21 protein-coding genes are annotated in these 26,066 nt (G+C 43.3%); 10 read left to right on the top strand and 11 right to left on the bottom strand.

What is annotated here, in order from left to right:
- Positions 1–93: 93 nt before the first annotated feature.
- Positions 94–1,137, bottom strand: coding sequence for a S66 peptidase family protein (locus H8B19_RS03100; protein ID WP_186505321.1), 1,044 nt, complete (start codon positions 1,135–1,137; stop codon positions 94–96).
- Positions 1,138–1,228: 91 nt separating this feature from the next.
- Between H8B19_RS03100 and H8B19_RS03095 the strand changes: the two genes are divergently transcribed.
- Entirely contained in the window at positions 1,229–2,590 is a 1,362-nt protein-coding gene (locus H8B19_RS03095) for a M14 family zinc carboxypeptidase (RefSeq protein ID WP_186505320.1), read from the top strand.
- A gap of 71 nt (positions 2,591–2,661) precedes the next feature.
- On the opposite strand, the gene rpoD is transcribed toward H8B19_RS03095, so the two are convergent.
- From rpoD to rpsU, 4 genes are all read right to left on the bottom strand, one after another.
- Positions 2,662–4,506, bottom strand: a complete 1,845-nt coding sequence (gene rpoD, locus H8B19_RS03090) for an RNA polymerase sigma factor RpoD (RefSeq protein ID WP_186505319.1) — start codon at positions 4,504–4,506, stop codon at positions 2,662–2,664.
- A gap of 97 nt (positions 4,507–4,603) precedes the next feature.
- Positions 4,604–6,406 (bottom strand): DNA primase, encoded by a 1,803-nt coding sequence (gene dnaG, locus H8B19_RS03085; protein WP_186505318.1) that lies wholly within the window; start codon positions 6,404–6,406, stop codon positions 4,604–4,606.
- A 100-nt stretch (positions 6,407–6,506) separates the two neighbouring features.
- Positions 6,507–6,953 carry a GatB/YqeY domain-containing protein gene (locus H8B19_RS03080; RefSeq protein ID WP_186505317.1) on the bottom strand — a complete coding sequence of 149 codons (447 nt, stop codon included), beginning with the start codon at positions 6,951–6,953 and terminating at the stop codon, positions 6,507–6,509.
- 49 nt (positions 6,954–7,002) lie between these two features.
- Complete coding sequence (rpsU, locus tag H8B19_RS03075; protein ID WP_008845199.1) at positions 7,003–7,218, bottom strand: 30S ribosomal protein S21; 216 nt, start codon at positions 7,216–7,218, stop codon at positions 7,003–7,005.
- Positions 7,219–7,491: 273 nt separating this feature from the next.
- On the opposite strand from rpsU, the gene tsaD reads away from it, so the two are divergent.
- Positions 7,492–8,505: a tRNA (adenosine(37)-N6)-threonylcarbamoyltransferase complex transferase subunit TsaD gene (tsaD, locus tag H8B19_RS03070; protein WP_186505316.1), complete on the top strand. Its 1,014-nt coding sequence runs from the start codon at positions 7,492–7,494 to the stop codon at positions 8,503–8,505.
- A 25-nt stretch (positions 8,506–8,530) separates the two neighbouring features.
- Here tsaD and plsY read toward each other — a convergent pair whose 3' ends face one another.
- Positions 8,531–9,133 (bottom strand): glycerol-3-phosphate 1-O-acyltransferase PlsY, encoded by a 603-nt coding sequence (gene plsY, locus H8B19_RS03065; RefSeq protein ID WP_186505315.1) that lies wholly within the window; start codon positions 9,131–9,133, stop codon positions 8,531–8,533.
- Between the two features lie 193 nt (positions 9,134–9,326).
- Between plsY and folB the strand changes: the two genes are divergently transcribed.
- From folB to H8B19_RS03045, 4 genes are read left to right on the top strand one after another with little or no spacing between them, the layout of a single operon-like run.
- Positions 9,327–9,683 (top strand): dihydroneopterin aldolase, encoded by a 357-nt coding sequence (folB, locus tag H8B19_RS03060; protein WP_186505314.1) that lies wholly within the window; start codon positions 9,327–9,329, stop codon positions 9,681–9,683.
- Positions 9,680–10,171 carry a 2-amino-4-hydroxy-6-hydroxymethyldihydropteridine diphosphokinase gene (gene folK / locus H8B19_RS03055; RefSeq protein ID WP_186505313.1) on the top strand — a complete coding sequence of 164 codons (492 nt, stop codon included), beginning with the start codon at positions 9,680–9,682 and terminating at the stop codon, positions 10,169–10,171. Before folB ends, folK begins: the two co-directional genes overlap by 4 nt.
- Positions 10,172–10,173: 2 nt before the next feature.
- Positions 10,174–10,971 (top strand): undecaprenyl-diphosphate phosphatase, encoded by a 798-nt coding sequence (locus H8B19_RS03050; protein ID WP_186505591.1) that lies wholly within the window; start codon positions 10,174–10,176, stop codon positions 10,969–10,971.
- Positions 10,972–10,983: 12 nt separating this feature from the next.
- Positions 10,984–11,355 carry a histidine triad nucleotide-binding protein gene (locus H8B19_RS03045; RefSeq protein ID WP_186505312.1) on the top strand — a complete coding sequence of 124 codons (372 nt, stop codon included), beginning with the start codon at positions 10,984–10,986 and terminating at the stop codon, positions 11,353–11,355.
- Here H8B19_RS03045 and H8B19_RS03040 read toward each other — a convergent pair.
- Together H8B19_RS03040 and H8B19_RS03035 are read right to left on the bottom strand one after the other, a co-directional pair.
- Positions 11,352–13,220, bottom strand: a complete 1,869-nt coding sequence (locus H8B19_RS03040; protein WP_194362610.1) for an EAL domain-containing protein — start codon at positions 13,218–13,220, stop codon at positions 11,352–11,354. The two genes, H8B19_RS03045 and H8B19_RS03040, sit on opposite strands and share 4 nt — an antisense overlap.
- A gap of 103 nt (positions 13,221–13,323) precedes the next feature.
- The gene (locus tag H8B19_RS03035) at positions 13,324–15,000 is read right to left on the bottom strand and encodes a dipeptidyl-peptidase 3 family protein (protein WP_186505311.1); all 1,677 of its coding nucleotides are present in this window, start codon (positions 14,998–15,000) and stop codon (positions 13,324–13,326) included.
- 269 nt (positions 15,001–15,269) lie between these two features.
- On the opposite strand from H8B19_RS03035, the gene H8B19_RS03030 reads away from it, so the two are divergent.
- Positions 15,270–16,109 carry an HDOD domain-containing protein gene (locus H8B19_RS03030; protein ID WP_186505310.1) on the top strand — a complete coding sequence of 280 codons (840 nt, stop codon included), beginning with the start codon at positions 15,270–15,272 and terminating at the stop codon, positions 16,107–16,109.
- 63 nt (positions 16,110–16,172) lie between these two features.
- Here H8B19_RS03030 and rdgC read toward each other — a convergent pair whose 3' ends face one another.
- Positions 16,173–17,081, bottom strand: a complete 909-nt coding sequence (gene rdgC, locus H8B19_RS03025) for a recombination-associated protein RdgC (protein ID WP_186505309.1) — start codon at positions 17,079–17,081, stop codon at positions 16,173–16,175.
- Between the two features lie 80 nt (positions 17,082–17,161).
- Entirely contained in the window at positions 17,162–18,898 is a 1,737-nt protein-coding gene (locus tag H8B19_RS03020; protein ID WP_186505308.1) for a sensor histidine kinase, read from the bottom strand.
- A gap of 311 nt (positions 18,899–19,209) precedes the next feature.
- Here H8B19_RS03020 and H8B19_RS03015 point away from each other — a divergent pair, with 311 nt between their 5' ends.
- The 3 genes from H8B19_RS03015 (at position 19,210) to H8B19_RS03005 (ending at position 25,700) form a co-directional block, all read left to right on the top strand.
- A complete protein-coding gene (locus H8B19_RS03015) occupies positions 19,210–20,013 on the top strand; it encodes a 2OG-Fe(II) oxygenase (RefSeq protein WP_186505307.1) in 804 nt (267 codons plus the stop codon).
- A 132-nt stretch (positions 20,014–20,145) separates the two neighbouring features.
- Complete coding sequence (locus H8B19_RS03010; protein ID WP_186505306.1) at positions 20,146–22,923, top strand: hypothetical protein; 2,778 nt, start codon at positions 20,146–20,148, stop codon at positions 22,921–22,923.
- A gap of 122 nt (positions 22,924–23,045) precedes the next feature.
- Positions 23,046–25,700, top strand: a complete 2,655-nt coding sequence (locus H8B19_RS03005) for a TonB-dependent receptor domain-containing protein (RefSeq protein ID WP_186505305.1) — start codon at positions 23,046–23,048, stop codon at positions 25,698–25,700.
- Between the two features lie 68 nt (positions 25,701–25,768).
- Here the strand turns inward: H8B19_RS03005 and H8B19_RS03000 are convergent, their stop codons facing one another.
- Positions 25,769–26,059 carry a YebG family protein gene (locus H8B19_RS03000; RefSeq protein WP_186505304.1) on the bottom strand — a complete coding sequence of 97 codons (291 nt, stop codon included), beginning with the start codon at positions 26,057–26,059 and terminating at the stop codon, positions 25,769–25,771.
- Positions 26,060–26,066 lie beyond the last annotated feature (7 nt).

Genomic DNA, 26,066 nt, shown 5'->3' with positions numbered 1-26,066 from the left:
TGTTGTTTTGTCAGAAAAGTGGGTCAAGAATAAATGCCAGACCAGTCAAAGTCCATAATCTGGCATTTAATTAACTGCTTGTTTGTGCTGAGATTAATCTACTGCAGATTCCAGTAAAATGAGTTGTCCTTTATCAGCATCAATTTTCACATTAATACCAACCGGCAATATATTGTTGTCTTTTACATGACCAAACTGGCCACCCATAAACACCGGAATATTCAATGGTAAGAAATAGTGTTCAAGTATTTGACGCAGGGTAAATCCACCATAACCTTTTTCTGACTTACACTTGGTGCACTGGCCAAATGCTATGCCGTTTAATTGCTGTAGTTTACCTGCCATTTGCAGTGTGGAGAGGTAACGGTCAATGCGGTAAAGGGATTCGCCCACATCTTCCAGAAATAGAATATGTCCGCTCCAGTCTGCCAGATAATCAGATCCGGCCATCGAGCTTAATACGGTGAGGTTACCACCAATTAATTTGCCGCTGGCACTGCCGCCACGCAGGGTTTGAATACGATGTTTACGCTGAGTCAGGGCGTCAGCATCCTTATCATCAGGATTCTTAATGACGACCTTTTGTTTCTGAATTAGCATATCATTTAGCTGCTGCGCCTGATCTTTACCCCAATATGAAACACCCACTGGTCCGTGAAAACCTACCAGACCGGCTTTGGTATAAAAGGCGTTTAACAAACTGGTAATATCGCTATAACCAAACACAATTTTGGGATGTGCTTTCACCTGATCAAAATCGATATAAGGCAGGATGCGATTACACCCCCAGCCACCACGGATGGCGAAAATCCCTTTAACTACAGGATCGGCAAAAGCCTGATTAATATCAGCTGCGCGCTGTTGGTCAGTTCCGGCAAAGTAACCATCACGGGATAACACATGTTTTCCTACTTTGACTTTAAACCCCATTGCCTCAAACGATTCAACGGCAATGTCCAGTTCTATTTGTTCATCCAGTGCACCTGCCGGAGCAACCAACGCAATGGTATCACCGGCTTTCAATGCTGAGGGGATCAGCCTTTTTAAGTTGTTGTGCTCAGCGGCTACGGCCGATATAGAGGACAGACAACTGGTTATTAATAATAATGTGCTAATCAGAAAGTGTCGTTTGTGCATAGCTTTCTCTTCTTATGTATTTGAGTCACGTTTGACCTTACCTTAATTAGTGTTAAATTATTACAAAAATCATCAAAAGTAGTAATAAATAATGAAGTTAAAACTAGTTAATATCATTCTGCTGTTTGTTTGTTTTCATGCGTCAGCACAATTCACTGACAGCGACTGGCAGCGAGCCAGAGTTGGTGGTTTGGATAAAATGCAAATTAAACCTGCCGATATCCAGTCTCACTTACAACATCTTAAGTCTTATCCCTGGTTAACCAGCGAAGTTGCCGGGCAGTCTGTGGAGAAACGCAATATTCATTTAATACATGCAGGTCAGGGCCCGGTGAAGGTATTTATGTGGAGTCAGATGCATGGCAATGAATCCACTGCTACCGCCGCGTTGTTCGACTTTTTACAACTTATTGATCAGCATCCACAATGGCGGAGTAGCTGGCAGGATAAAATCAGCCTGTTTATCATGCCTATGGTCAATCCGGACGGTGCCAATGCGTCCAGACGTTATAATGCTCAGGATATTGATATTAATCGTGACGCTGCTCGCTTACAAACGCCGGAAGGGCAGTTACTAATGAAAACTGCTCAACAAATTCAACCTGACTTTGGTTTTAATTTACATGATCAGAATCGTTATTATGCGGTGGGACAATCAGATAAACCCGCGACGATATCGGTACTTGCGCCGGCATTTAATGTCGCTAAAGACATAAATCTGAAACGCAGGCAGGCGATGCAGTTAATCAGTCAGTTGGTATTTGACGTTCCGCATAATTTAGGTGGTTTTATTGGGCGCTATAACGATACATTTGAGCCTCGTGCTTTTGGTGATAATTTTTCCAAAATGGGCATTCGCACCATATTGATAGAGTCGGGAGGGTATCCTGATGATAACAATCGTCAGGTGGCAAGACTGGCCAATCTTAAAATGTATGTTTACGCCATCAACAGCATCGCTCAGCAACAGTATCTCACTACCGACTATACCAAATACGACACGATCCCGTTTAATCGCAGTAACGGTTTTGTGGATATGAAAGTAAACAAGGTCAGGGTTGAGTCGGCGGGACAAAGTTACGTTACAGATATAGCAATAAAAACACAGCCTCATTTCAAAGGTGGACACGTTGTTGAAGTCGGAGACAGTTCCACTACCCGTGCTTATACGGATGTTGACGCAACGAACTGGCTGTACGTGGGATGTAAACGCCTTGAGTCTGCAAAGCAGCCTCAGGAATTAACTTACACCAAATACATGGCGTTTTTAAAGCAAGGTATCTGTTTATTTGATGATGATAAAAAGCTGACGAACTCTTCTGGGTTACCTGTTTTCTTTGCTGATAAAGCGAATACAACAATACCTCAGCGTGGTATGCCGGCTGCGTTTATTTTGAAAAATAAGCAGGGAGAAAACAAAGCCATTTTAGGGAATAAGAGTATTTCGTTTTAAGCTGAATTTGTCTGAAAGGTTACAAATAAAAAGGCGCCAACTGGCGCCTTTCTTAACTTATAATGTAGATGTTACTGGTCATCTAGGAAGCTACGCAACTGCTCTGAACGGCTGGGATGACGAAGTTTACGTAAAGCTTTCGCTTCAATCTGACGAATACGTTCACGGGTTACATCAAACTGTTTACCTACTTCTTCCAGTGTATGGTCGGTGTTCATATCAATACCAAAACGCATACGCAGTACTTTGGCTTCACGCGCTGTCAGGCCTGCCAATACGTCCTGAGTGGCACCTTTTAGGTTACCTGAAGTCGCTGAATCCAGAGGCTGCACAATGGTGCTATCCTCAATAAAGTCACCTAAGTGTGAATCTTCATCATCACCAATTGGGGTTTCCATCGAAATTGGCTCTTTAGCGATTTTCAGTACCTTACGAATTTTATCTTCCGGCATAACCATGCGTTCTGATAATTCTTCCGGCGTAGGCTCACGACCCATTTCCTGCAACATCTGGCGGGAAATACGATTCAACTTATTGATGGTTTCAATCATATGCACAGGAATACGGATAGTACGCGCCTGATCAGCAATTGAACGGGTGATTGCCTGACGGATCCACCAGGTAGCATAGGTTGAGAACTTATAACCACGGCGGTATTCAAACTTATCTACCGCTTTCATCAGACCGATATTACCTTCCTGAATCAGGTCAAGGAATTGTAAACCACGGTTGGTGTATTTTTTAGCGATAGAGATAACTAAACGTAAGTTAGCTTCCACCATCTCTTTTTTAGCACGACGGGCTTTTGCTTCACCAATTGACATGCGGCGATTGATATCTTTGATATCGATAATACTTAAGCCGGTCTCTTCCTCAATTTGGTTTAGCTTGCTAACACTACGTTCCAGTTCTTCACGGAATTCGGTTAATGCAGCCACATAAGCTTTGTCGGATGACAGAATGTCTTCGATCCATTGGGTACTGGTTTCATTACCTACAAAAGCTTTCATAAAGTCTTTTTTCGGCATTTTAGCCTGCATCACACAGTGCTTCATTACCAGACGTTCCTGAACGCGCACGCGATCCATCATGCCACGCATGTTTTTAACCATACGGTCAAACTGCTTTGGTACCAGGCGGAACTGTTTAAAAATTTCGCTCAGTTCATCAATGGCTTTTTTCGCTTTTGCATCAGCACGACCGTATTTAGCAATCGCATCACGTGTAATCATGTACTGATCACGTAATTCTTTGAACTTCTCACGCGCAACTTCCGGATCCAGACTGTTATCATCGTCATCACTGTCATCTGAATCGTCATCATCATCGTCGTCTTCATCTTCCAGTTCTTCTTTGGATAATTCAGAGCCAACGTGAGTGGCAGTCGGTGCAATGTCGTCATCAACCGCATTAGGATCAATAAAGCCGATTACGATATCACTTAAACGAATTTCTTCTGCTTCGTATTGATCCCACTGGTCTAATAAATAGGTGATAGCTTCCGGGTATTCGGCAACAGAGCACTGAACCTCATTAATCCCTTCTTCGATACGTTTGGCGATGACAATTTCGCCTTCACGGGTCAGCAGTTCAACAGTACCCATTTCACGCATATACATACGAACCGGATCTGTGGTGCGGCCAATTTCGCTTTCTACTGTGGCCAGCGCCTGAGCGGCGGCTTCGGCTGCGTCTTCATCGGCAGCACTTTCTTGCATTAACAGCTCATCAGCATCTGGGGCATTTTCGAATACTTTGATGCCCATGTCGTTGATCATTCGAACTATGTCTTCGATCTGATCTGAGTCGACGATATCCTGTGGAAGGTGATCATTCACCTCTGCAAAGGTCAGGAATCCCTGCTCTTTACCTTTGGTGATCAGGAGTTTTATCTGAGACTGCTTGTTTGACACCATTATATGACTTCCAAATAGTTAAAAATTTTTCGTTTTTCGGCGACGAGGCGAATTCGCCAGTATAGCAGACATGTACAACTTTCATCCATAGCCATGCCTAATTTTGTTGCAAAGTTAATGCTCTAAGTTCCTGTTTTTCTGCCTCATTTAGACCACTAACTGTAGACTTGGTTAGAAGTTCTTCAAGACGGCTTTTAAGTTGTAAATCAATCAGCTTGGAAAAGCAGTCTGTAAATACCCGAACCTGATGTTGTTTAAACAAATTGTTAATGCTTTCATCATCACTACTATTTGTATCGACCAGTAATCGAGCCAAAAACTTACCCTGAGGATGTTCTCTAAATGCCTCAATTACTTGTGCTGATTTATGGTTTGGTCTATCAAGGCAGAAACGATGTACCTCTACCAACAGTGGTAACCCCGCAAATAGCTCTGAGTTTAATAGATTGGGTTGAACTTCCGGACATTCAACCGCCAAAGTAGGGTTTTCGATTAATAACTTCAGCATACTGCGTACGGGTGACAATGTATTTTTGAGCGGGGCACCTGAATATGAGCTTAATTTTATTTTTGGACGATTTGCATCTAATAAGTCTTTTTTTAAGTCATTAGAATAGCCACCCTCTCGCAATGCTTTACGCAGTTTCTCACCTAATACTTCTTTCTGATTTTCACCAGGAACTTGATTAATATATTGCTCGGCATCGGCCTTTAATGCGGCCTTACCTTCATCGGTGCGCACATGGTGGTTTTTCAGCAAATAATCAAACAGAAATTGTGATAATGGAATACTGTCTTGCTGTAGTTTTTGTTCGAATGCTTCAAGACCGATTTGGCGAATTAACGTGTCGGGATCCTCGCCGTCTGGTAAAAATACAAACTGCATTTCTACGCCGTCTTTTACGTAGGGCAGGGCATTTTGTAATGCGCGCCAGGCTGCTTCTCGTCCTGCGCGGTCTCCATCGTAACAACAAATGAGTTTAGGCGCGGTACGAAACAAACTCTGTATTTGTTCTGCCGTGGTGGCTGTCCCAAGTGAGGCAACAGCGTAATGAATGCCAAATTGTGCCAGCGCTACTACATCCATATAGCCTTCTACAACCATGGTTTGGTTTGGGCTACGTAATGCTTGTTTTAACTGATATAAACCATAAAGTTCGTGACCTTTATGAAATATGCGTGTTTCGGGGGAGTTGAGATATTTGGGACCGTTATCACCTTCGAGAACCCGCCCCCCAAAACCTATCACACGACCTCGTTTATCGCGGATTGGAAACATAATTCGGTCGCGGAAAAAATCAAAGCGGCGACCATTGTCATTTTGGGTGATGATTTTTAAATCTAATAATTGCTGCTGCAATTCCGGCGTTTTACCAAACGCTGCCAGCGCGCTGTCCCATTCAGGAGGCGCATAACCAATGCCAAAGTTTTTAACCACTTCACCGCTCAAACCACGCTGTTTTAGGTAGTCAATGGCCTTAGCACCATTAGCATGGTGTTTTAACTGGTGCGCAAAGAAACGCGCAACCTGTTCCATCAACTCATAGTCGCTTTGACGCTGTTGCTTTTTTTCCGGACTAAATGAATTGGCCGAACCCTGCTCCCGGGGGACGTCAACAGCATGAAATTGTGCCAGTTCTTCTACGGCCTCGGGAAATTCAAGCCGGTCAAATTCCATTAAAAATGAAATAACGTTGCCGTGCGCACCGCAACCAAAGCAGTGATAAAACTGTTTGTCCTGGCTGACAGTAAAAGAGGGACTTTTTTCGTTATGGAATGGACAACAGGCCTGATAGTTTTTACCTGCTTTTTTCAGGCGCACCCGGCTATCGACAATCTCAACAATATCACTGCGAGCAATGAGATCATCTATAAAGTCGCGTGGGATTCTTCCTGCCATGGTTTTATTATTGTCTGCCTAAAAGTGGGGGATTACTGTAAAACAAAACAAGCCGTGCATTCAATAAGAAGGCACGGCTTGTCGAAAATCGATTTAATTATCAGGCTGTTAAACGTGTCTTTATTAAACCGCTGATTTTACCCATGTCGGCACGGCCAGTAACCTTAGGACGCAACCATCCCATTACTTTACCCATGTCCTGCATACCACTGGCACCAGATTCGCTAATTGCTTGTTCAATTAACGCGTCCACTTCCTCATCAGTCAGAGGCTGAGGCAAAAACGAATTTAGTACCTCAATTTCAGCCAGCTCAATATCGAGTAGATCCTGACGGTTAGCCTGCTCAAACTGAGTAGCAGACTCTTTACGCTGCTTAACCATTTTGGTTAAAAGTGCCAACGTATCTTCGTCGGTGACTTCGCGGCGTTCATCAACTTCAATTTGCTTAACTTGCGCGAGTGCCATGCGGATAGTGCCAAGACGCTGTTTGTCTTTAGCACGCATTGCATCTTTTTGCGCTTCTTTTAATTGTTCAACTAAACTCATTGAATTACCTGACAATCAAAGGAGCCGAAGCTCCATTGAGAGATGGATCTTAGTACAGCTTGATGCGACGTGCGTTTTCGCGAGCCAACTTTTTCAGATGACGTTTTTTAGCCGCTGCTTTCTTGCGCTTACGTTCCCAGGTAGGTTTTTCGAAAAATTCGCGACGGCGAACTTCTGATAAAACACCCGCTTTTTCACAAGAACGTTTGAAACGACGCAGGGCTACGTCAAATGGTTCGTTTTCTCTAACTTTAACGATTGGCATTAAAATCTCACCTCAAAAAATTATCTGTTGCTTTGTTCCATGACCATATAAAAGTTGGCCTATGGTTAAAAATGGTGCGGAATTCTAATCATATCAGCCACGCTTGTAAAGTCAGGATTAATTAAAAATGCATAATTATCGCTAATTGTGCTCAATTAACTGTAAATGTAGAAGTTAAATGATATTTCTGACTAACTCCCTGCTATTAAGTGCGTGGCGGTTGATGCTGTAAAAAGGTAGAATCAGCGGGTTTTTTACGTCAGTGGGTTATACATGCGGGTTTTAGGTATTGAAACGTCCTGTGATGAAACGGGGATTGCCATTTATGATGAGCAACAGGGATTGATGGCTCATGAACTTTATAGTCAGGTAAAATTGCATGCCGATTATGGTGGGGTTGTGCCAGAGTTGGCATCACGCGACCATGTTCGAAAAATCATTCCCCTGATTCAAAAAGCCATTCAGGATGCCAACATCGATGTGAGTTCAATTGATGGTGTGGCGTTTACCCAGGGGCCAGGTTTGGTCGGTGCTTTATTGGTAGGGTCGTCTGTTGGCCGCAGTTTGGCATATGCGTGGAATGTGCCAGCGGTAGGAGTGCACCACATGGAAGGGCATTTACTGGCGCCAATGTTAGAAGATGAGCCTCCCGCATTTCCGTTTGTTGCTCTACTGGTTTCTGGTGGTCACACCATGTTGGTGGAAGTAAAGGGCATAGGCCAGTATCAAATTCTGGGTGAATCAGTTGATGATGCTGCCGGTGAAGCTTTTGATAAAACCGCAAAATTACTTGGGCTGGATTATCCAGGTGGCCCTATGTTAGCCAGGTTAGCTGAAAAAGGTGATCCCACCCGCTTTCATTTTCCGCGTCCCATGACTGACAGACCGGGACTGGATTTCAGCTTTAGTGGATTAAAAACCTTCGCCGCGAATACGATTCGTAGTGAAGCCAGTGACGAACAAACACAGGCAGACGTAGCCTGTGCCTTTGAACAAGCGGTAGTCGATACCCTGGTAATAAAATGCCGCAGAGCGTTGGAGCAAACCGGGCTGAAACGTCTTGTGATCGCCGGCGGGGTTAGTGCCAATAAAACTTTGCGATCCAAGCTGGAATCTGCGCTCGCCAAGATGAATGGCACAGTCCATTACCCCAGATTAGAGTTTTGTACCGATAACGGCGCAATGATTGCTTATGCCGGGCTGCAACGCCTTAAGTCTGGTGAACGAAGTGAATTAAGTGCTAAAGCGCAACCGCGCTGGCCGCTGGATACGCTCACAGCCATCTAGCATTATATTATAACAACGGGTAAGGCTATTCATTGGTCTTGCCTTTATCACCTATTTTACCTTCCTGCCCGTTTATTAAACGCCGTATATTATCTTTGTGGCGGATGATAATAAGCACCGATAACATGGCTACCGGTATGGTGTACTGAGGTTTGATAAACCAGGTATACAGTGGCGCAAGTGTAACGGTGACAAGGGCAGAAAGAGAAGAATAACCACTAACCAACAAGGTAAAAAACCAGGTACCAATTAGTAGTCCCGATAAATCAAGTCCAATCGGTAACATTGCACCCAATGCAGTGGCTACCGCTTTTCCGCCTTTAAACCCAAAGTACAACGGGTAAATATGACCCAGACAGGCCGCGATGGCGACCATGCCCAACATCCAGGGATCCAGTTTAAGAAAATAGGCTGACCAAACAGGAATTGTGCCTTTAAATACATCGATTAACAAAGTGAGTACCGCTGGGATTTTGCCACCAATACGCAATACGTTGGTGGTACCAGGGTTACCTGAGCCAGCACGACGGGGGTCGGGCAATCGAAAAAGATGACAAATAATAACAGCGCTGGATACTGAGCCGGCAAGATAGGCGATGGCCATCATAAATATAAATTGCGCTGTCATTTCAACCTGTTAACAAAGAAGGTACACTTAAATCTTTGTGCATACCATACCGCAAATTCCACACAATATCTGCAATTGTCGCATCTCTTTTTGTGATTGGAGTTATTATTTTTAGTGGCGAAAATGTCATGTTTATTGGCGCGTTTAGCAGTGATTAAAAGTCAGGTATCGCAGTGAAGAGTAAGAGGTTCCGTTGGATAAAATAGTCATTGAAGGATTACAGATTGAATCCCTAATAGGTGTATATGATTGGGAACGCACTGCCAAAACGGCTTTATTTGTTGATTTAACCCTTGAGGTTGATTTGTATAAAGCCGGTCAAAGTGATGACGTTAACGACACCCTTGATTATGCCAAAGTTGCAGAATTGGTTTGTGAAGTGGCAGCCAAAAGTAAATTTGAATTACTTGAAGCGTTAGCTGAATCGATTATCAGCCATATTTTTGCGCAATTTAATTGTCATCAAGTGGAATTAAAGTTATCAAAACCGGGTATTCTGCCCAATGCCAGTAATGTGGCAGTCATTATTGTCAGGAAACCTCAACAATGAGTCAGATTTTTATTTCTGTTGGCAGTAATGTTGAACGGGAAAAACATATCAATGCCGGAGTGGCGGCTTTACATCAACACTTTAGTGATATCCGATTATCGACAGTCTATGAAAGTGAAGCTGTTGGGTTTGAAGGAAGCCACTTTTATAATTTGGTTGTGGCGGCCAACACACAAAAAGACATTGCAGAAGTCGTTGCTCTGTTAAAAGCCATTGAAGATGATAATGGTCGTATTCGCGGGGATAAAAAATTTGCACCCCGTACACTGGATTTGGATCTGTTGTTATATGACGATGCAGTGTGTCAGTCACCTGTTGAGTTGCCGCGGGAAGAAATCAAACATAACGCGTTTGTACTTTTACCCCTGAGTGAATTAGCTGCGGATTTGTATCATCCCGAAACCAAACAAACTTATGTAAAAATGTGGGACGAACTTAATAGCCAACAAAAATTGTGGCCGGTTAATTTTGAATGGAAACTGCTGTAATGATGAACATGAGTGAAATTATCCTGTTGGCATTAATTCAGGGATTTACCGAATTTTTACCTATTTCCAGCTCAGGCCACCTGATTTTACCCTCTGCTTTGTGGGGCTGGCAAAATCAGGGGTTGGCGTTTGATGTAGCGGTGCATCTGGGCAGTCTGGCAGCAGTGCTGATTTATTTTCGCCAGGATATTATCAAAATGACGGTTGCGTGGTTTTCCTCTTTACGCGGCAATCACAGTGATGATAGTAAATTAGCCTGGTGGGTTATTGTGGCAACGATCCCTGCGGTGGTCTTTGGGGTTTTAGTTAAACCTTATATTGAATTTTACGCGCGTTCCGCGCTTGTTATTGCGGTGACAACTATTGCCTTTGGTTTATTGCTTGGTTATGCCGACAGAACGGCCAAACAACACAACAATATTTATCAGTTAAACCTAAAGAGTGTGTTGTTTATTGGTTTTATGCAGGCAGTGGCGTTAATTCCAGGCACATCGCGTTCGGGCATTACCATGACTGCCGCACTCATGGCTGGGCTGGATCGTGAAAGTGCAGCACGTTTTTCCTTTTTATTATCGATTCCAACCATACTTGGCGCTGGTTTACTTTTATCGATGGATTTAGTTGAAAGCACGAGTCCTATTGACTGGTCTGCAATGTTATATGGCGCCGTCCTTTCCTTTGTCAGTGCCTATGTTTGTATCAAGTTATTTTTAGACTGGATTGCACGGATCGGCATGATGCCATTTGTGATTTATCGCTTAATTTTAGGCGTAATCCTGTTAGGTTTTGTTTATTTATAAACGGAGATGACCATGAGTCAGGACACTATTTTTAGCAAAATTATTAAACGAGAAATTCCGGCTGACATTCAGTATGAAGATGAGTTGGTACTGGCCTTTAGCGATGTAAATCCGCAAGCTCCTACACACCTTCTTATCATCCCGAAAAAGCCAATTGCGACAGTTAACGATATTGCAATGGAAGATCGCGAAGTCATAGGTCATTTATTTGTAGTGGCAGCCAAAATTGCCCGGCAAAAAGGTTTTGCTGAAGATGGTTATCGTGTAGTGATGAACTGCAATCAGCATGGTGGGCAAACAGTTTATCATCTGCACTTGCATTTATTGGCGGGCAAGGCAATGGGCTGGCCACCGTATCAGGATAAACTGAAAACTAAGGACTAAAGCTCGCGTAAATATTTGTCCAGTTGTACCGTTTCCATTGGGCGTGCAAAATAGAAACCCTGTAAATACTGTACGCCCATCTCAGCTAGCTTAAGTGCTTGTTCTTTTGTCTCAACGCCTTCTGCAACCACCTTATAGTCGAGGGCTTGTGCTATATTAACCACGGCTTTTACGATTGGGTAACCACTGGTTGCCAGACTACTAACAAAGGTTTTATCGATTTTTACAGTGTCGGCTGCCAGTTGTTGAATAACTGACAATGACGAATACTCGGTGCCGAAGTCATCAATAGACACCTGTACATTACGTGCTTTTATTGCCAGAATTTTTTCGACTAACTTTTCCTTATCTGCTGCAAACACCGATTCAGTCACCTCTATATGCAACTTTTCCGGAGCTAATCCACTAGATGCCAGCGCAGAGTCAATGATCTGCATAAAATCATCGTCCTGCAGCTGTTTTACACTGGCATTAACACTTAAAGCCAGTGAAGCATGGATCTGCCATTGGCGCGCTTCTTCACAACCCTGATGCAAGGCCCAGGCTCCGAGTTGTTTAATTAAACCGTATTGTTCGGCAATCGGGATAAACTCGGCAGGTGAGATATTCTCGTTGCCCAGTTGCCAGCGCATTAAGGCTTCCATCGATTCGGGTTGATTGGTTTTACTGTCGATAATGGGTTGATAAACCAACCTGATTTGATTGTTCTCTATGGCATGCACCAGTGCTTCTTTTAAATAAGTTTCCCGCGCCTGCTGCCGTCCCAGTTCGTCGGTAAAAAGTGCAGCATTGCCGTTGGCGGTTTTTTTCTGAAAATACATGGCGGTATCCGCCAATTGGATCAGCTTTAATGGATTGGTGGCGTGGTAAGGTGATAACGCTATGCCTATGGTAGCACCGAGGTTCAGTTTGTTGTCGCCAATATAATATTCGCTTGATACTTCATCAATAAGACGTCTGGCCTGGGTCAGGGCTTCTCTTGCATCCGCATTGTCCATGCCAACCAGAAATTCATCCCCTCCCCAGCGGCACAAAAAATAACTGTCTTTGCAAGCTGCTTTCAAACGACTGGCGGTTTCTTTGAGTACTTTATCACCCACCTCATGACCTAACGTATCATTGATCTGTTTAAAACCATCTAAATCAATAAATAACAAAGCAAAAGAGTGTATAGCAGAATCACTAAACACATGATTATCCAGTTGAGCTAAAAATGACTTTCGATTAAATAAACCCGACAGTGGGTCTATATTCGATAACTCATTAATTTGTTTGGTCCTTGCCTCTACCTCATCTTCCATATGGCTAACCAGAATCGCATTTTCATTTTTTAAACGAATTGCCATCTGATTAAACTCAGCTGCCTTTTTAGTTGCAACAAACATGGCGATAGCAAATGCTGCACCCAATACGCCAATGATGAACTGGTGGTATACCGGTGATAGCATCAAACCAATAGAAAAGGGCAATAACAACAGTGAGCAATAAATAACAGATGTAATACGGTGAGCTGCCAGTATGGTTGCAGCTCCACCAGCCATTCCTGAGACAATAATAATAATGAACGCCAGTTCTATAGTGTCCGCATATTGCAAAGAATATAAACAATAACCACACCACAATAATGCAGTAAATGTAGAACCAATTGAAAAGCGTTTAATGTAGGCATCGCCATCAAAATCAGTGTGGCGTATTTGTTTTTGCCAGTGTAAACAGTCGATCAGACGGGCCAGTAATACAAGCAGCATTACCAGCCACCAGCCTGTTTTGATGATGTTGTAGGGAGAGTCATCAAACGCAAACACCATAACAGTTGAAGCCAGCAAACTAATAGCCAGACCTGAGTAGCTATTTTCGTACAGCAATGCTGCCGTATCGCGCTTACTTTGCTTCTCTAATTTCGTGTTGGTACTGATAACCCATCCTCACAAGTACAACTACATAAAAGTATAGTGTTATTTCATGGACTTACAGTCCAAGTACCTCTTTTCCCTGTTCAAAAACTACGTCTACAGGAATGTTGGCATTAGCCAGTTTACTCAGATCTTGTTGTAATTGAGGTTTAATCACGCCCTTATCCGCAACCAGTGCTGCTACACCATCATAATCACCATCACCCTGAAGTGTCAGGATTAGGTTGGATAATGCGTCAACAGCCTCTGCCATTTTGTCCATATTGACACTGTACAAACCTTGTTCGTTGCGACTAAATGCACCATGTTCAGCAAAAAAATTAAAGCGAATCATATTGGCTTTACCATGTGCTGAGCTTGCTCCAAAACGCACTGAACGGAAAATCCCTGTCATAAATGTCACATAATAGTCTTCCAGCGTACCTTCCGTAATCACGCCTTTTTTCAGCAGGCTGGAGACCATATATAAACCCAAAATATCGGCTTTACCTTCTTCCAGCGCTGATGCATGTTCTTTCAGAGCCTGACGCACGGTTGAGCTGCCATCCAGAGTGTTTTTAATGCCTAAACCATGAGCGACTTCATGGAACATGGTATTGGCAAAAAACGCATCAAAGGTAATGTGTTTGCGCTGCTCTGGCACAATTAACTGTTCAGCAATAGGTACCAGAATATGGTCAAACTTGGCACGCATGGCATTTTTTAATTGTAAGCGACGGGTGCCTTTTTCCAGTTGCACAGCTTCATCATTTGGCAGATTAATCGCGATGGTTTTACTACCAGTATTCGAGTGACCTCCATAATAAATCACATCATAGGCATTTAAGTCCGCATCGGTTCCCGGTGTTTCTGCTTTATAGGCATCATCAACGGGCAGACCCTTTTGTAATTCAGGTAAGTAGGCTGCATATTTGGCCAGTTTTTCACTCCAGCTCATGTCTTTTAACAATACATAAGCTTCATAGGCTGCCCGGTAACCGTAGAGCTGGTCTTCGTATGTTTCGATTGGACCAATGACCAACTCAATGGGATTGGTTTTCATATCCATCCAGGCAAAATCAGAGGCCTGATAGTCGTCACTAACCAATGCATCGGCACGCATGTCCAGATAATTGGCAAAATCTTTATTGTCGGCCAGTTTTGATGCCTGACGCAGCAGTTCTGCTGCTTGTTGTAATTGCTCTTGGTACAGATGTGAATAAGGAACAGATATCAGCTGGCCACTGCTATTGCGTTTAATGACGGAATACAGCCCTGTTTTATCCGCAATGTCTGCCGCTTCAAACTCTGCTTTAGTCATATCTTCAGGATAAAACGCAGCACCCAGAGGTTTTTCATCAAAGCCTTGTAAAAAGGGTTTATCACCTGCAAGTCTGTCCCATGGACCATAATTGATATCCGCAAAATGTTTCACTTTTTCATCGGCAACCTTTTCTAAAAAGGTGTTTTTATCCATTGAAAATGCTTGTTGCCAAAACAAATCGTCCATAATGGCAGCCGCGTCAATCAGGTGAGCCAGCATCGCCTTTTGATTGGTTGAATAATGGCTTAAATCGGCGGTTAATTTGACGTTACGATAAATATCCAGTCGTGACGCTTCGCCAGACACTAACTGGTAAGTTTGTGCTGTTGATTCAGATGAGTCGGTTGATTGAACCGAATCTTTTTGGGGTTGGCTGCATCCCATTAGGGTAATAATTGCGGTAGCAATGGCAAGCTTTTGTAATTTCATGGAAACCCTTATTTGAATTATTTATTGTATTTGGTAAAAAACTAGCATAATACGATGCGTGTTAGCGTTATACTAATGCCAACTTATTGATTTTCAAAATAGCTACTGCACTCAATGAATGAGAATGCCTGAGTTATTGGAAAGGTAAGTCGACAGGCAAATAAAGCCACTATAATAAAACGTCCGGAGCAAAGACGTATTATATTATCAACAGATTTTCCGTTCTGGCTGTTGGTTTCTGTTAAAGATAGGAAGAGGATTAAAAACAGATGTCTACCGAAAACGCGTTATTAACCATCCTGGTTGAAAAAATCAATAATGACACCCTCGTACTACCTACACTGCCAGCCATCGCATTAAAAGTGCGTAAAGCCGCAGATGATCCTACTGTGAACTTGAATAAAATGGGCGAGGTTATTGGTCAGGATCCAGCGTTAAGCGCACGTATTATGAAAATAGCTAACAGTGCTTACCTGGGGCGCACTGTTAAAGTGGAGAATTTACATCAGGCTGTCACCCGAATTGGTTTGAGACAAATTAAGAATATCGCTACGGCATTGGCAATGGAGCAATTGTTTGTATCTAAAAACCCAATAGTGGGGGAATACTTGTCCAAACTTTGGGACCGCACTGTTGATGTAACGGCTAATGCGATGGCGGTTTTTCAGATCTATACCAAACAGGCTGATAAAAATAAAAACCTGAATATGGACACGTTAACCTTGTCCGCATTAGTACATAATATCGGGGTTCTGCCTATTTTAAGTGAAGCTGAGCGCCATCAGGATGTATTCGCCAACCCAACATTTTTAAATGTTGCCATTCAAAAGCTGGCAGGCCGTTTAGGCTCGACCATTTTGGATAGTTGGGGGTTTAACAAGGAAATGGCCGAAATTACTGAAAACTGGCGTTCATTAAAATTCCAGACTGAAAAAGTCTCCTACCTGGATTTTGTGCGCGTGGGGGCGGTGTTATCCGGTGCGATTTCCAGCCATAAAGATGATGTGTTAAATATCACCCAGCAAAAGGCTATTTTGCCTGACTTAAAAGTGCTGGATAGCGATGATTTCAAAACATCACGCGATGAAGTGAAGACAATCTTTAAGTAATATTATTAACCAATATAAAAAGCCGTTTGTGTTGTACAAACGGCTTTTTCTTTTTAGCTGAAGTTAAAAACGTTGTTCTTCATCCAGTTCAAATAATTCCGTCAGTGAATTAGCCAGTCTGACTACTTCACCGGCCATTAGACTGAAGTCTGCATCCATTTTGGCCAGTTGTTCTTCTTTAGGTATATCATCATTTTTTTCGCGGATCATATCGGTAAATTTTAGACGTTTAACCGTTAAATCTTCCTGCAGAATTGCGCTAAGTGTTTCATCCCATTCCACCGCAATTTTCATCACGACTTTTCCTGCATCCAGGTGAGACTGAATTTCGTCAGAGGTTAAATCCTGATTTTTGCAACGCACGATACCACCTTCATCCTGAGGTAAGCGTAACTCGGCTTCCTCTAAAATTGAAAATGCAGAAGGAACATTGCCTTCGGTTAACCAGGCGGTGAACTCTGCACTTAGGCTGCGTCTGGCTAATGGCACAACGGGCAGGGAACCGATAGCCTTACGCAAATGCGCAAGGAAAAATTCGGCCTTTCCATCACTACCGGCATCTACCACCACCAAATTATTTGCCACCGAAATAAACCCCTGGGTAAAACTATCTTTGGTAAAGGCTTTTGGCAGCAACTGATGAATAATTTCCTGTTTTAAATCCTGTTTGGCTTTTTTACCGACTGCTGCACCTGTATCGGCCTCAATGGTGGCGACCTTTTCTGCCAGTTGGGCATTAACCACAGAGCTCGGTAATAAACGTTCCTGCTTTTTTAAATTTAACCAGATGTTATTGCCCGCGCTGTGAAATAACGCATCACCTTTGGAAAACGGAGATGTCCAGCCCTGAGTGGCTTGTTCCTGTGAACCACAAGGGCGAAAACCAAACTCCTTTAAATCATCCTGGAGTTTATCTTCATCAAGTTCCAGCGGGGACGTGATACGGTAAAATTTTAGGTTTTTAAACCACATAGTACTCTCGTGTTTTTATGTATGAATATGCATCACAATTGTCATCAGTCCTTTTGTACCGATGACAATGTTAAGTTGGATTAGTTTGATTCGGTGCGCAGCGGAAAGCTTATGCGGTAACTGACACCTTTACCTGGCGAGCTGTTAGCTTTGATATTGCCTTTGAGCGCCTGAGTAACAAGATTATACATGATATGGGTGCCAAGTCCGCTCCCACCGCGTCCGCGAGTGGTGGTGAAAAAGGCATCAAAATGTTGGTTAAGAACTTCATCAGACATGCCTTTGCCATCATCTTTATAGTTGATTATAACTTTGCTGGCTGACTTGCTGACATTAATTTGAATATGGCCGTATTCAATATCTTCAAAGCCATGAATGACCGAGTTCATGATCATATTGGTAAATATTTGTGCAATGATGCCCGGCGCACAATAAAGCTCTAAATCATCCGGGCAATCAATATCAATCTGGTGTTTGGTCTTTTTCAGTTGTGGTGCCAGTGACTGAATAATTTCGCCTAAGTACACTTTAATATTGATATGTCGCTCTACTTCACTGGTTTGATCCACGGCCACTTGTTTAAAACTGGCAATTAAAGATGATGCCCGGTTTAAATTATTCATCAACAAAGTGGTGGTTTGCTGGGATTCCATGATAAAGGCATTCATTGCTTTGGTACTTAAGGTTTTATTTTCATAGGCAATTTGCAGGTTTTTTAGACGCTCCTGCAAGAAACTGGCCGCGGTAACGCCAATGCCAAGCGGCGTATTAACGTCATGAGCAATACCTGCAACCAGTCCCCCTAAAGACGCCATACGCTCAGATTCGACCAGCTGATCTTTCGCGGCACTGAGGTCTTTGAGCGAGCTTTCCAGTTCATCATGAGATTTACGCAGTTCCGCTGCCATTTTACTTTTAGCGTTAACCTCACTTTCCAATTCCTGCTGTTTATTTAGCAGTTCATCTTTTTGCCGCTCGAGGTCAAGCATAATCTGGCTAAGTGACGCGGTTTTTTTCGCGACTTCCTGTTCGAGGGTTAAGTTTTGCTCATCCAGTCTTTTATTGGCATCACGTAATTCGGCTTGTGCATCGTTTAATTTTTCCTGTGAGTGAATCAAATCATCAATCAGGTTGTTAAATGAACGTTGCAACATCATCAACTCGTTATCATCCTTGGAATATATATTGATTTTGGAGCTTTCGAGGTGATTTAAATCGAACTGACTTATTTGTTGAGTTAATTCAGCCAGAGGATCGGTCAGCATTTTGCGAAATGCATGTAAAAATAAAAAGATTAAAAAGGCAGTTTTAACAATGGAATTACCCACCAGAAAAAACAAACCGACTTCAATTCGCCCAACAATAATGTCAAAGCTGGAATACAGTGCAACATCTCCCACACGTGAGGTACGGCCTGAAAATTCAAATATCAGTGGGAAGCTGTAACTGAAGGTACCATTATCATGGTCAAAAAACTGACCCGTTGTGGCCAGTTTGTCTGGTTGTGGAGAGGTTAAACCTATATCGGCAACAACACTGCCGCTTTCATCGCGAATTTGCACCCCTTCAACAATCGGTAGTTCCATTAATCCCTGAGCTGATGCGACGGCCTGTGGAAAGTTGAGTTCCCAAATTGCACGGGTAAGTGAAGTGCCAAAGGTGTTTTTCAGGGTTTGAAGTTCATCTTTGATGTGGCTTTTAGCATTGAGATATTCGGTGAATACCTGACCAAGGGTGACAAGGAAGGTCAACAGAAAGTAGACCGACAATACGCGGGTCAAAAGCTTTTTTGACAATGCAGTTTTGACCTTCGCCATCCTTACTTCCATTTTCAATTCTGCTGCAGTGAACCTTAGAATAATTTTTATTGGTTTAAGACACAAGTGCTTGTAGAGACTGTTTTTTACCTAAATATAAAAATATGTACCAGCTGACCCAACCACCTCTAACAGGTTTTACAAATGTCACCGGTCGTAATTATTGAAATAGTCAGCTTGCCAATTATTTGAATGATGTTTTTTATGTCGTGTTTACATGGTAAAACCGAGAAATATCAGACATTAAACTGTCATATATTTATGCTTTGTTTGGCTATTAACAATAATAATCAGTCATGTGGAATTTGATCATGAGCACATTACCATCCGTGTGGAAGAACTGGGTAGTAAAAAGCTTGTTGCAGGGACAGCAGGCGGGACAAATTGCCAGTACATTACTTAATAATGGTTTTATGCTGGAAGATTGTCAGCAATTACTCGGAAGCAGCCTGGGTGATGTATCGGCGGTCGTCAGAAATAAAGATTATTATATTAATCTGGCCCATCCGCAACTGATTGATCATTTGCACCAATATAATGGTGTGGTTATTGAGCAGGACAGAGCGCAAATTTATGGTATTGCTCAATTTTTAAGTTTACAGGAATGTGACGACATAATTGAAATCGCCAAAAGTCAGTTACGAGCCTCAACAATATCAGCTAAAAGTGGTTACGAAGGTTTTCGTACGTCGACCACCTGTGATTTATCTGAGATGGAACATCCATTAGTTAAATCTCTGGAAAAACGCATCATTGATTGTCTTGGACTCAAAGTAGGAACCCGCGAAATGATGCAGGCTCAGCATTATGCGCCTGGGCAGCAATTTAAAACTCATACAGATTATTTTGAACCCGGTGCCGAAGAGTACCGTCAGCATGCCTCAGAACGAGGGCAGCGTAGCTGGACCTTTATGCTGTATTTAAATCATTGTGAAGAGGGGGGAGAAACAGAATTTACAGATTTGGGACTTAAATTTAAACCGGTAACGGGTAGTGCATTAATCTGGAATAATTTGTTGCCTAGTGGTCATCCTAATCCGTTGACGGCCCATCGTTCACACCCCGTTATCTCTGGTGAAAAAGTGATCATTACCAAGTGGTTTCGTGACCGGTAGCATAAAATGAGTTATCTGGCAGAAGCTTAATATTAAACTTTTGTGACAAGTGATCGCTGTAACAAAAGTGTCATTGGATTTGGTTAATCTCCACGCAGTTTTATTTAATAAAAACTCAACTGGGAGAACCAAATGGTATTAGCAAATCTTTTCAAAGTATCCGCAGTGGCGGTTGCTCTGACGCTTGCAGGTTGCGGCGGTGACATCAACATCACTGAAGGCAACATTGATAATAGTGTAACTAACAATAATAGTGGTGGTACACCCACAACGCCTACAACACCGACTACACCAACGACTCCTACTGATACTCGTCCAGGTGAAAGCAGCTCTTTTCTTTCTTCTCAGGTTTCCGCTGCCTTGGGTCAAAACGTTGAAGTTCGCACTTTATCAGGCCGTTTAACGGCACCCGCTGCCAAAGGTAGCGCAGCTGATACCACTATTACATTAACTAACGATACGGTTTGGGCTTTAGAAGGTCCGGTATTTGTTGGTAATGATAAAGCTGACAGCGTTACGCTGGAAATTGAACCCGGTACAATTGTATTTGGTCGCAGTGGTGCAGATTATTTAGTTGTAAGCCGTGATTCACAAATTGAAGCGGTTGGTACTAAACAACAACCTATTATTTTTACTTCATACTCTGATGTTATCGGCGAAGAAGTTGGTGCGGGCCAGTGGGGTGGTATCGTATTACTGGGTAATGCACCCTCTAACAAATGCCCTGCCGATGGTTCAGATTGTTCTCTACAAGTTGAAGGTGCTCAGGAAGGTGCTGTATTCGGTGGTACTAACGAAGAAGATAGCTCAGGTGCACTGAATTATGTTGTGGTTAAGTATGCAGGTTATGAAATCGCACCGGATAACGAATTAAACGGTATTACGTTTGGTGGTGTCGGTTCAGCTACCGATCTTGATTACATTCAGGTTCATGCTAACGCAGATGACGGTGTTGAGTTCTTCGGTGGTACGGCTCAAATCAAACACTTGGTGTTAACGGCCAACCAGGACGACAGCGTAGACTGGGATAATGGCTTCCGCGGTAAATTACAGTATGTATATGTAGAGCAGGATAAAGCCTCTGGTGATGCTAACCGTGGTATTGAAGCGGATAACGACGGTTCAACTCCTGATAAAGAGCCACAGTCAAACCCAATTGTTGCTAACATGACTATCATTGGTAACAACTTCTCTGGTGAAGATTCCTCTGAGGGTATCTACCTGCGTGAAGGCACTGGCGCCCAGTTATATAACATGGTGGTAACCGGTCCTGCGGGCATGGGTGAGTGTTTCGAAGTTGAAAATTCAACTGAATCTCAGGCTAATCTGGCCGATGGTACTATCACCATGACTTCTTCTGTGATGGGTTGTACCAACGATGAAAACTTCAAATTTGCGGCTGATGCGGTTGATTTAGAAAACTGGTTCCTGAATGTACAAACCGGTAACCGTGTTATTGCTCCTATGTTGAACCCGGATGGTACTCCACAGTCAGGTTCTCCTTTACTGGAAGGCGCAACAGACGTATCTGCGGTTGACGGTTTCTTTGAAGCAACTGATTTTATCGGTGCAGTTAAAGCGGGTGCTGACTGGCGTGAAGGTTGGGCATTTGGTTTTGGCGGTGGCGAAATCGCTGTTGTAAATACACAGTCTGGCTGCCCTGCAACCACGACAACTATCGCATCAGTTGACGGTGAACACACTACCTGTCAAATCTCGGGTCGCATCACTTCTGACCTTCACTTAACTGAAGGCAACATGTACGCATTATCTGGTGCGGTATTTGTTGGTGGCGATAATGCTGACAGCGCTACCTTAACTGTTGATCCAGGTGTAACCGTATTCGGTGCTTCTGGTAACGATTATCTGGTAATCAGCCGTGGTTCCAAGATTGTTGCTGACGGTACCAAAGCCAAGCCAATCACGTTCACTTCTCAGCAGGATGTTCTGGGAATGGAAGGCTCTGCAGGTCAGTGGGGTGGCATGGTATTACTGGGTAATGCACCCTCTAACAAGTGTCCTGCTGACGGTTCTGCCTGTTCGTTACAAGTAGAAGGCGTACAGGAAGGTGCTGTATTCGGTGGTACTAACACTGAAGACAACTCAGGTACCTTACGTTATGTTCGTGTCATGCACGGTGGTTATGAAATCGCACCGGATAACGAATTAAACGGTATTACTTTCGCTGGTATCGGTTCTGGTACGACTGTTGACTACGTTCAAATCCACAAAAATGCGGATGACGGTGTAGAGTTCTTCGGCGGTAACGTTGACGTTAAACACTTAGTATTAACCGATATTCAGGATGACAGCATTGACTGGGATAACGGTTTCCAGGGTCGTCTGCAATATGTACTGGCACGTCAGGCAACTGATAACTCAGATGCTAACCGTGGTATTGAAGCAGATAACGATGGTTCTACGCCAGACAAACAACCTCAATCTAATCCTCAACTGGCTAACGTAACCATTATCGGTAACGATTTTGACGGTGAAGATGACTCAGAGGGTGTTTATTTACGTGAAGGTACGGGCGCTCAACTGGCTAACTTCATCGTGACCGGTTCTGCTGGCATGGGGGAGTGTTTCGAAGTTGAAAATACTGCTGAGTCTCAGGCTAACCTAAGCGATGGTACGACGACTTTCACTAACTCGGTTATTGCCTGTGAAAACGGTGAAAACTTCAAATTTGCTGCTGACGGTGTTGACCTCGAAAACTGGTTCACTTCTGTTCAGGCGGATAACGCTGTTGAAGCAGGTCGTGACGCAGTTCTTAACGGTATCTTCTCTAAAGCAGTGGGTACACCAAAAGACTTCTCTGGCGACACTTTCTTTGATAACACTGATTTCATCGGTGCGGTTAAAGAAGACGACAACTGGACTGAAGGCTGGACTGTAGGCCTTGAATAAGAGTCGTGATTGAACTTGCAAAGTGCGCTGCCTAAAAGTGGGTAGCGCACTTTTGTGCAAATAGGTAACAGTAAAATTTTCGTTACTTTCTCTGCAAAAACGTATTCTTAATGAGGTTAATAATGAAATCCCAAAGGTTTCCATTAAAACGCCTTTCTCATGCTGTGTTATTCGGATTGGCTGTACAACAAGTTCCAATGTTGGCACAGGCACAGGAAGCAACAGACGAAGATAAGGTAATCGAAGAGGTCGTCGCAACAGGTACGCGCCTTAAGGGAACTGCAGCTGCCGTCTTACAAGAACGTAAAAATCAGGCTTTTGTGGCTGATATTTTAGGCGCTGAACAAATTTCCCGTACCGGTGACAGCGATGCGGCTTCTGCATTGCGTCGTGTAACCGGTTTAACACTGGTAGACGGTAAATTTATTTATGTACGTGGTTTAGGTGAACGTTATTCAAGTACCCAGTTAAACAGTTCTGCGGTACCCAGCCCGGATCCAACCCGTACGGTCATTCCACTGGATTTATTCCCGTCGGATATTATTGAATCTTTATCGGTTCAAAAATCCTATTCACCCTCAATGCCTGCGGCATTTGGTGGTGGTAACGTTGATATTCGCCTAAAAACCATGCCTTCTGAGTTTGTGTTTAATATGACAGCAAAACTGGGTGGCAACAGCGAAAACTTCGATGATGCCTATATGTATCATGGCGGAGATGACGACTGGTGGGGTGAGGACGATGGTACCCGTGCAGCGCCTGCCAGCATTCAGGCATTATGGGACAGTAAAAAGTTCTTAGATGATGTAACGCCAACCGAGGCTCGCGATTTATTAAAAGACCTAAATCGTGATTATGATCCTTATCTGGATAGCGTTGATCCAAACTATGGCGGTAACTTTTCATTAGGTAACCGTTATCAGTTTAACGACGATATCAGCTACGGATATCTGGTGACCGGCGGTTACGATAACAGTTGGTCTGTTGCTGATGAATATATCGGTGAACAACCACAGCGTAACGGTGACGAAATCCGTATGGTACGTTACTTTGATGATGTCAGTACCACTGAGCATTCCGTTAAATGGTCAGGCATGCTTAATTTTGGTATTGATTATAAAAGTAACCATCGCATCGACTTCAGCACTATCGCATTAAACGATACCCGCGATCAGTTCAGCGAAAAAATTGGTAACTCCAACAACATTCAGCTGGAAGATGGTCAGCGTATTCGTGAATACGAAGTATTGTATGAAGAACGTCAGATGTTCACCAATCAAATCAAAGGTCGACATACTTTCCCAAGCCTGAATTTTCTTGGTTTTGACTGGCGTTATTCATTAGGTCGTTCATCACGTAATGCGCCTGGTAACATCAAAACCCGTTTTATCCTGAATGATGTCAATGGTGATGGGAAGTTCGATCGTGAAACCGAAAGTAATCTGACTAACGCCACCACTGCAGCGCGTTATCAGTTCCAAACCTTGCATGACCGCGTGGAAAACTATGGCTGGAATCTGAACTACCCAATTTCCTTCGATAAGTGGGAAATTGAAGTTAAAACCGGTGCAGACTTTATTTCTAAAGTTCGTACTGCAGAAAACCGTCGTTTTGATATTAATACCCGTGGTTTTGCTGACAGCTCTGTACTGGACGGTTATCAGTTAGGTGATATTCTGAGTGATTCAGCGTTAGATAACGCTTCGTTGACCTCAACACCATTGTTGTCTGATACCACCATTGCCGGTGATGATTACGCAGCGGCACAAAAGGTGGATGCTTATTATTTTGAAGCGGATTTGTTCTATAACAATAAATGGCGTTTCAGCGGAGGTTTGCGTTATGAAGACTTCCGTCAGGCAGTGGTACCTTTTGATCCCAAATCGAATCAAATTGATTTACCGGACGAAGCCGACCGCAGTCAGTTAGCGTTCCAGGAAGACGATGTATACGGTTCATTGGCGGTAACTTATACCATCAATGAAGAAATGCAGTTACGTGCCAGCTACGGTAACACAGTAGTTCGCCCGGATTTGCGTGAAGTCTCCAGCTCTACCTATATCGATCCGTTAACTGACTTCCCGATTGGTGGTACGCCAGGTTTACGTACTACAGACGTGAAAAACTACGATTTACGTTGGGAATGGTACATGGATCAGGGCGATAACTTGTCGGTAGGTTTGTTCTACAAAGACATGGTTGATCCCATTGAGTCGGTGCAATCACCAGCTCAGGATGGTCCGCCTCTGGTACGTATTGCTAACGCAGAAAGCGGTGAAGTCTACGGTGTGGAAGCTGAATTCCTAAAAGGTTTAGGTTTCTTAGGTGGTGAGTTCTGGAACAGCTTTTATGTGTCAGGAAACCTGACCTTGTCTGATTCAGAAATCGTACTGGATTCTCAGCACATCGTTGAGCAAACCGGTGTATCTGCGGCAATCACTAACTTAACCCGCCGTATGACAGGTCACTCTAAATACGTGGCGAATATGCAGGTTGGTTTTGATGCGCCAAATGGTAACCACTCAGCCTCGCTGGTATATAACGTATTTGGAGATCGTATCCTGATCCCAGGTATTGATGGCTTTGATGATAGTTACGAAACACCGTTCCATTCACTGGACTTTGTTTACACCTATTATCCGGACTTCAACACCACAGTTAAGTTAAAGGTACAAAACCTGTTGGATCAGAAAAAAGAACTGGAGTTTGAAAATACGCTGGCTCGCTCTGAAACCAAAGGTATTGGCTTTAGCTTATCTTATAAGCGTGATTTTTAATTAATTAAGGTCATCACCTAAAACGACAAAGAGCCACATTATGTGGCTCTTTTTGTTTGTCTGCTTCATCAGGCTTTACGCTTTTCCAGTTGTACCACTTCTGCAGCATCTTGTTTTAGTGCGGTTTGGGCATCGGTGCCCTTAAGAATTTTACCCACAACATCTTTATTGCGTGCCAGCAACACGGATAACTCTTCCATGACAGATGCATCGAGGCTAATGCCCTTCGCATCAATATATTCGGCAAGATTATCGGCCACTTCCAGCATCTTATCGTACTTGTCTGCTTCTTTTTTATCTGTGGTGACCAACTTTTCCACTCCCTTATGCTCAACTACATATTTAATGACAATCGCCATGGTGGTT

Source organism: Neptunicella marina (genome assembly GCF_014270035.1).
Lineage (GTDB): Bacteria > Pseudomonadota > Gammaproteobacteria > Enterobacterales > Alteromonadaceae > Neptunicella > Neptunicella marina.
Note: the sequence above shows the minus strand (reverse complement) of the source record. Positions and strands in the feature narration are given on the sequence as shown.

Bases quoted from the DNA above. Each gene is read 5' to 3' on its own strand.
- plsY (WP_186505315.1), bottom strand. From the start codon at position 9,133: ATGACAGCGCAATTTATATTTATGATGGCCATCGCCTATCTTGCCGGC.
- H8B19_RS03100 (WP_186505321.1), bottom strand. From the start codon at position 1,137: ATGCACAAACGACACTTTCTGATTAGCACATTATTATTAATAACCAGT.
- H8B19_RS03045 (WP_186505312.1), top strand. From the start codon at position 10,984: ATGAGTCAGGACACTATTTTTAGCAAAATTATTAAACGAGAAATTCCG.
- H8B19_RS03050 (WP_186505591.1), top strand. From the start codon at position 10,174: ATGAACATGAGTGAAATTATCCTGTTGGCATTAATTCAGGGATTTACC.
- H8B19_RS03015 (WP_186505307.1), top strand. From the start codon at position 19,210: ATGAGCACATTACCATCCGTGTGGAAGAACTGGGTAGTAAAAAGCTTG.
- rdgC (WP_186505309.1), bottom strand. From the start codon at position 17,081: ATGTGGTTTAAAAACCTAAAATTTTACCGTATCACGTCCCCGCTGGAA.
- dnaG (WP_186505318.1), bottom strand. From the start codon at position 6,406: ATGGCAGGAAGAATCCCACGCGACTTTATAGATGATCTCATTGCTCGC.
- H8B19_RS03080 (WP_186505317.1), bottom strand. From the start codon at position 6,953: ATGAGTTTAGTTGAACAATTAAAAGAAGCGCAAAAAGATGCAATGCGT.
- H8B19_RS03010 (WP_186505306.1), top strand. From the start codon at position 20,146: ATGGTATTAGCAAATCTTTTCAAAGTATCCGCAGTGGCGGTTGCTCTG.
- H8B19_RS03005 (WP_186505305.1), top strand. From the start codon at position 23,046: ATGAAATCCCAAAGGTTTCCATTAAAACGCCTTTCTCATGCTGTGTTA.
- rpsU (WP_008845199.1), bottom strand. From the start codon at position 7,218: ATGCCAATCGTTAAAGTTAGAGAAAACGAACCATTTGACGTAGCCCTG.
- H8B19_RS03035 (WP_186505311.1), bottom strand. From the start codon at position 15,000: ATGAAATTACAAAAGCTTGCCATTGCTACCGCAATTATTACCCTAATG.
- rpoD (WP_186505319.1), bottom strand. From the start codon at position 4,506: ATGGTGTCAAACAAGCAGTCTCAGATAAAACTCCTGATCACCAAAGGT.
- H8B19_RS03095 (WP_186505320.1), top strand. From the start codon at position 1,229: ATGAAGTTAAAACTAGTTAATATCATTCTGCTGTTTGTTTGTTTTCAT.
- H8B19_RS03000 (WP_186505304.1), bottom strand. From the start codon at position 26,059: ATGGCGATTGTCATTAAATATGTAGTTGAGCATAAGGGAGTGGAAAAG.
- H8B19_RS03020 (WP_186505308.1), bottom strand. From the start codon at position 18,898: ATGGCGAAGGTCAAAACTGCATTGTCAAAAAAGCTTTTGACCCGCGTA.
- H8B19_RS03030 (WP_186505310.1), top strand. From the start codon at position 15,270: ATGTCTACCGAAAACGCGTTATTAACCATCCTGGTTGAAAAAATCAAT.
- tsaD (WP_186505316.1), top strand. From the start codon at position 7,492: ATGCGGGTTTTAGGTATTGAAACGTCCTGTGATGAAACGGGGATTGCC.
- folK (WP_186505313.1), top strand. From the start codon at position 9,680: ATGAGTCAGATTTTTATTTCTGTTGGCAGTAATGTTGAACGGGAAAAA.